General features: G+C 70.6%; 4 protein-coding genes and 1 pseudogene. 2 read left to right on the top strand and 3 right to left on the bottom strand.

What is annotated here, in order from left to right; translation table 11 throughout:
• Positions 1–173 precede the first annotated feature (173 nt).
• The 3 genes and pseudogenes from ACFWR9_RS27205 to ACFWR9_RS27195 form a co-directional block, all read right to left on the bottom strand.
• A pseudogene (locus ACFWR9_RS27205) lies at positions 174–1,154 on the bottom strand (ABC transporter transmembrane domain-containing protein); the annotation flags it as partial.
• 100 nt (positions 1,155–1,254) lie between these two features.
• The gene (locus ACFWR9_RS27200) at positions 1,255–1,797 is read right to left on the bottom strand and encodes a hypothetical protein (RefSeq protein WP_383846507.1); all 543 of its coding nucleotides are present in this window, start codon (positions 1,795–1,797) and stop codon (positions 1,255–1,257) included.
• Positions 1,798–1,825: 28 nt separating this feature from the next.
• Complete coding sequence (locus ACFWR9_RS27195; protein ID WP_383846506.1) at positions 1,826–2,338, bottom strand: ATP-binding protein; 513 nt, start codon at positions 2,336–2,338, stop codon at positions 1,826–1,828.
• Between the two features lie 179 nt (positions 2,339–2,517).
• On the opposite strand from ACFWR9_RS27195, the gene ACFWR9_RS27190 reads away from it, so the two are divergent.
• Both ACFWR9_RS27190 and ACFWR9_RS27185 read left to right on the top strand, forming a co-directional pair.
• Positions 2,518–2,745 carry a DUF397 domain-containing protein gene (locus tag ACFWR9_RS27190; protein WP_383846505.1) on the top strand — a complete coding sequence of 76 codons (228 nt, stop codon included), beginning with the start codon at positions 2,518–2,520 and terminating at the stop codon, positions 2,743–2,745.
• A gap of 117 nt (positions 2,746–2,862) precedes the next feature.
• Positions 2,863–3,783, top strand: a complete 921-nt coding sequence (locus ACFWR9_RS27185; RefSeq protein WP_383846504.1) for a helix-turn-helix domain-containing protein — start codon at positions 2,863–2,865, stop codon at positions 3,781–3,783.
• Positions 3,784–3,883 lie beyond the last annotated feature (100 nt).

Here is a 3,883-nt window from a genome sequence, read left to right as displayed (position 1 = left end):
CCACCGACAACCGAAGAAGCTCCATGCCCGACAACCTACGGACCCCGCACCACCAGCCCACCAGAATCAGTAGGAAACGCATTCAATGGGAGGAAACCTGGCCCGAAATTCTGCGGATCAACCACACATCTGATAAATAGCGTTGCTCGGCCTGTTTTAAGCGAAAGCCCCAACAGTTGAAGACCCTGGAGCACCTCGCCGACCGAACGGACGGACTCCAGGCCCTTGGTGATGACCGGGGCGAGTGAGGCCAGGGTCGTCGTGGAGTTGGTGAGGGTGGTCAGGAAGGCGCTGAGCATGACGACGTCGCCGGCGGTGACTCCCCAGACGCCGTGGTACGAGATCAGCGCGGCGCCCGCGAGCACCAGTACGCCGACCACGTTGAGCACGACCCAGGAGAGCGAGCCGAAGCGGCCGTTGACCAGGTCCAGGCGCAGGCCGGAGGTCAGCAGGCGGTCCAGGGTGCCGTCCATGCGGCGCAGCGCCTTGCCCTCCAGCCCGTGGGCGCGGGTGACCGGGATGAGCCGGGTCATCTCCGTGACCCGGGAGGACAGGGTCTCGACCTCGTGACGGAAGTGCTCGTTGTGGGTGCGCAGCCGGGCCCGGAGCCGGGCGACGAGGAGGGAGGCGGCGGGTATGACGACGAGGAAGACGGGCAGGAACTCCGGGGTGCGCACGGCGATGATGACCAGGCCGCCGGTGAGCACGGTGAGCGCGCCGAGTCCGGTCTCGGCGGTCTGCTGCACCATCTGCTCCACCGTCTCCACGTCCCGGACGACCTTGGCCTGCAGGACGCCCGCGCTGACCCGCGAGTGGTAGCCGATGGAGAGCTGTTGCATGCGCGTGCACAGCGCGGAGCGCAGGCCGGTGCCCATGCGGCGGACGCTGCCGTACAGGAGGCGCACGTACAGCAGGTGCAGCGGGTAGTTGACCAACAGGATGAACATGATGACGCCGGTGCTGGTCCACAGGTCGCCGATCGGGCCGTGCTGGACGACTGTGTCGATGATGGTCGCGGTGACGAGGGGCAGCAGCCAGATGGGGCTGTGCTTCACGGTGAACACGACGACCGCTCCGGCCAGTGGTCGGCGGTCGGCCCGGAACAGGTAGACGAGCGTGCGTATCGGGTGTTCGCCCCGGTAGCGGTACGCCACACCGTCCCGCGCCTTGGATCCCGCACTTCGGATCCCTCACCTCGGATCCCGCACCGTGGAGGGGAGACCCGCGCCTTCTCCCCCGTGGAGGGCGCGGGTCTCAGTCTCCGAGCGTGCGGGCGAGTTCGGTCGTGGCGCGCGTGATCTCGCTGTCGTCCTCGGCCAGCAGCCGCTCCAGCCCGTCCCGCCGGGCGCGGACCGCCTGCCGCGCCGCGCGCTCCCATGCCACCGGGTTCTCATGGTGGTTGAGCAGCTTCGGGTAGGCGGTGGCGGTGGTCTCCCACTGCCGGGCGTCGGCGATGTTCTTGAGCAGCTGGATGATCTGCGCCCGGCAGCTCACCTGGGGCCGTTGTGCGAGCTCCCACAGGAAGGGGACGGTCGCCGCGGTGGCCTGCTCCACCACGAAGCCGTACTGGCAGATGCGTTTCCGCAGGTCCTTGAGGGCGGCTCGGGCAGTCTCGGCATCGCCCCAGGCGACCTTGCGCAGCAGCCGGGGAATGGCGGCGGCCGAGCCGCTGGAGTCCTGGATCTCGCCCCAGGGCACGCCGTCGAGCCCGGCGAGGAGGGCGGCGGTGCGGTGCGAGCCGGGCGGCTGTCGGTCGGTGCGCTGGATGCTCGGCTCGGGTGTCGGAGCGCTGCGCATGGTGGGGGGCCCTTCCGCGGCAGTCGGGTCAGGTGAGGGGGCGGGTCGACAACTTGGCCCAGACCGTCTTGCCCGCCGGAGGCCTCGGGGTCCAGCCCCACTCCTCCGCGAGCGCGTCGACGATGCACAGGCCGCGTCCGTGCTCCCGGAGCGTGGAGTCGTCGAACGGGTGGAACACGGGCGCGTCGTCCCCGGGGTCGGAGTCGGTCAGCGTCAGATGGCCGGGGTCCAGGGCGAGTCCCAGCCGGACCTCCGGCGGGCCGGCCGCCGCCGACGGCACGGCGTGCGCCACGGCGTTGGAGACGAGTTCGGTGATCACCAGGACCGCGTCGTCACCGCGGTGGTCGAGGGACCACCCGCGCAGCGTGTCCCGGGTGAACACCCGGGCCCGGGCGAAGCCCTCCCCGCTGCACGCGACGCGCAGCACCGCGGAAGCCGGCCGATCGCCGCCCGGGGCGCAGCGCTTGACGTACGGAGCGGTGAACGGCCACTCGGCGCGTTCGCCGGGCGACCGGAGCCTTGGATGCGCAGGTGACGGCACAGCATCTCCCTGATGCGACATCAGAACCGAGCGCCCACCGGGGGGTTGACGCCACGGCTATTATCCACGCTGAGAGCGCCCCCGTGCAATTGCACGAGAAATTGCGCGAAAAAAATCGGATGGGAGCGCACGGGGCCGGAAGCACTCGGTCCGCTCCCCCGAACGGCAAGGAGACCGCGGTGCCACCAGTGCGCAACGGAGTGCAGGCCAGCCAGTTGGACGCCTGCTGGAAGAAGAGTCGGCACAGCAACGCCGAGGGCAACTGTGTCGAAGTGGCCCTCGTGGACGGGGGCATCGCGATGCGCAACTCCCGCGATCCGGACGGCCCCGCGCTCGTCTACACCTCCGCCGAGGTGGCCGCCTTCCTGGCCGGGGCGAAGGAGGGCGAGTTCGACCACCTGCTGTGAGGCGCGGCAGCGACGAGAAGCGGAGTCCAACTACCTGATTTCTGCAGGCGGATGCGCCCGGCGCCGGTGGGATGAGATAGTCTTTGCCTCAAGTCTGCCGGTCTGCTGGGAGTCAGGATGTCCGCCGCGCCGCATCGCATCTCCCGTCTCGAACCCTACCTGGACCGGGCCGAGCCGGCTCCGACTCTGCTGAAGATGCTCGTCGGCGTTCAGCTGGCGGGCTTCCGCGAGGACGCCGGCCTCTCCCAGGACCAGGCCGCCCGCGCCCTCGGCTTCAGCGCGGCCAAGCTCTCGCGCATCGAGTCCGGCAAGGGCCGCAGGCCTCCGACGGAGACCGACGTCCGCGCGCTGCTGGAGAAGTACGGCACCGACCCCTACGAGGCCTCGGTCCTGCTCAAGCTGTTGCAGCGCGCCGGTGAACCGGGCTGGTGGCAGCGGTACGACAAGCGGCTGATGCCCGAGTGGTTCGACCGTCTGGTCGGTCTCCAGGAGGCCGCGGCCACCATCCGTACCTTCGAGATCCAGTACGTCCCCGGCCTGCTCCAGACCGCGGCCTACACCCGGGCCGTGGTCGATCGCGGTCTGCCGAACGCGCGCGCCGGCGAGGTCGGACGCCGCGTCGAGCTGCGCATGCGCCGTGCGGAGCTGCTGCACCGCGACAACGCGCCACAGCTGTGGGCGATCATCGACGAGTCGGTGCTCCTGCGCGTACTGGGCAGCCGCGAGGTCATGCGCGAGCAGCTCACGTACCTCGTCGACATGGCTCAGCGGCCCCACGTGACGCTTCAGGTCGTGCCGCTGGACGTGACCAACGCGTCGGCGCCCGCGATACCCGTCACCTACCTGCGCTTCGGCGGCGCCGACCTCCCCGACGTCGTCTACCTGGAGCACATCAGGAGCGCCAACTTCCTGGAGGACCGGGACGAGACCGAGGAGTACCGGGTCGCCCTGGACCGGCTCGCCGACGAGGCGCTGACGCCGCGCGAGACCCTGGACCTGCTGCGCCGGACGATGGCGGAGCGCTACGCGGCGAAGTAGCGCGACGCGACGGGACGGTACGCACGGAGGAGGGGGGGGGGGCGGGCCCGGGCCGGGCCCCGCGCCCCCCCGGCGCGGTGGGGGGGGGCGGCGGGGGCGC

This window comes from Streptomyces sp. NPDC058534 (genome assembly GCF_042717365.1).
GTDB lineage: Bacteria > Actinomycetota > Actinomycetes > Streptomycetales > Streptomycetaceae > Streptomyces.
Note: the sequence above shows the minus strand (reverse complement) of the source record. Positions and strands in the feature narration are given on the sequence as shown.

What these genes read in the sequence shown, in the direction of transcription:
- ACFWR9_RS27185 (WP_383846504.1), top strand. Translation starts at nt 2,863, where the DNA reads ATGTCCGCCGCGCCGCATCGCATCTCCCGTCTCGAACCCTACCTGGAC.
- ACFWR9_RS27200 (WP_383846507.1), bottom strand. Translation starts at nt 1,797, where the DNA reads ATGCGCAGCGCTCCGACACCCGAGCCGAGCATCCAGCGCACCGACCGA.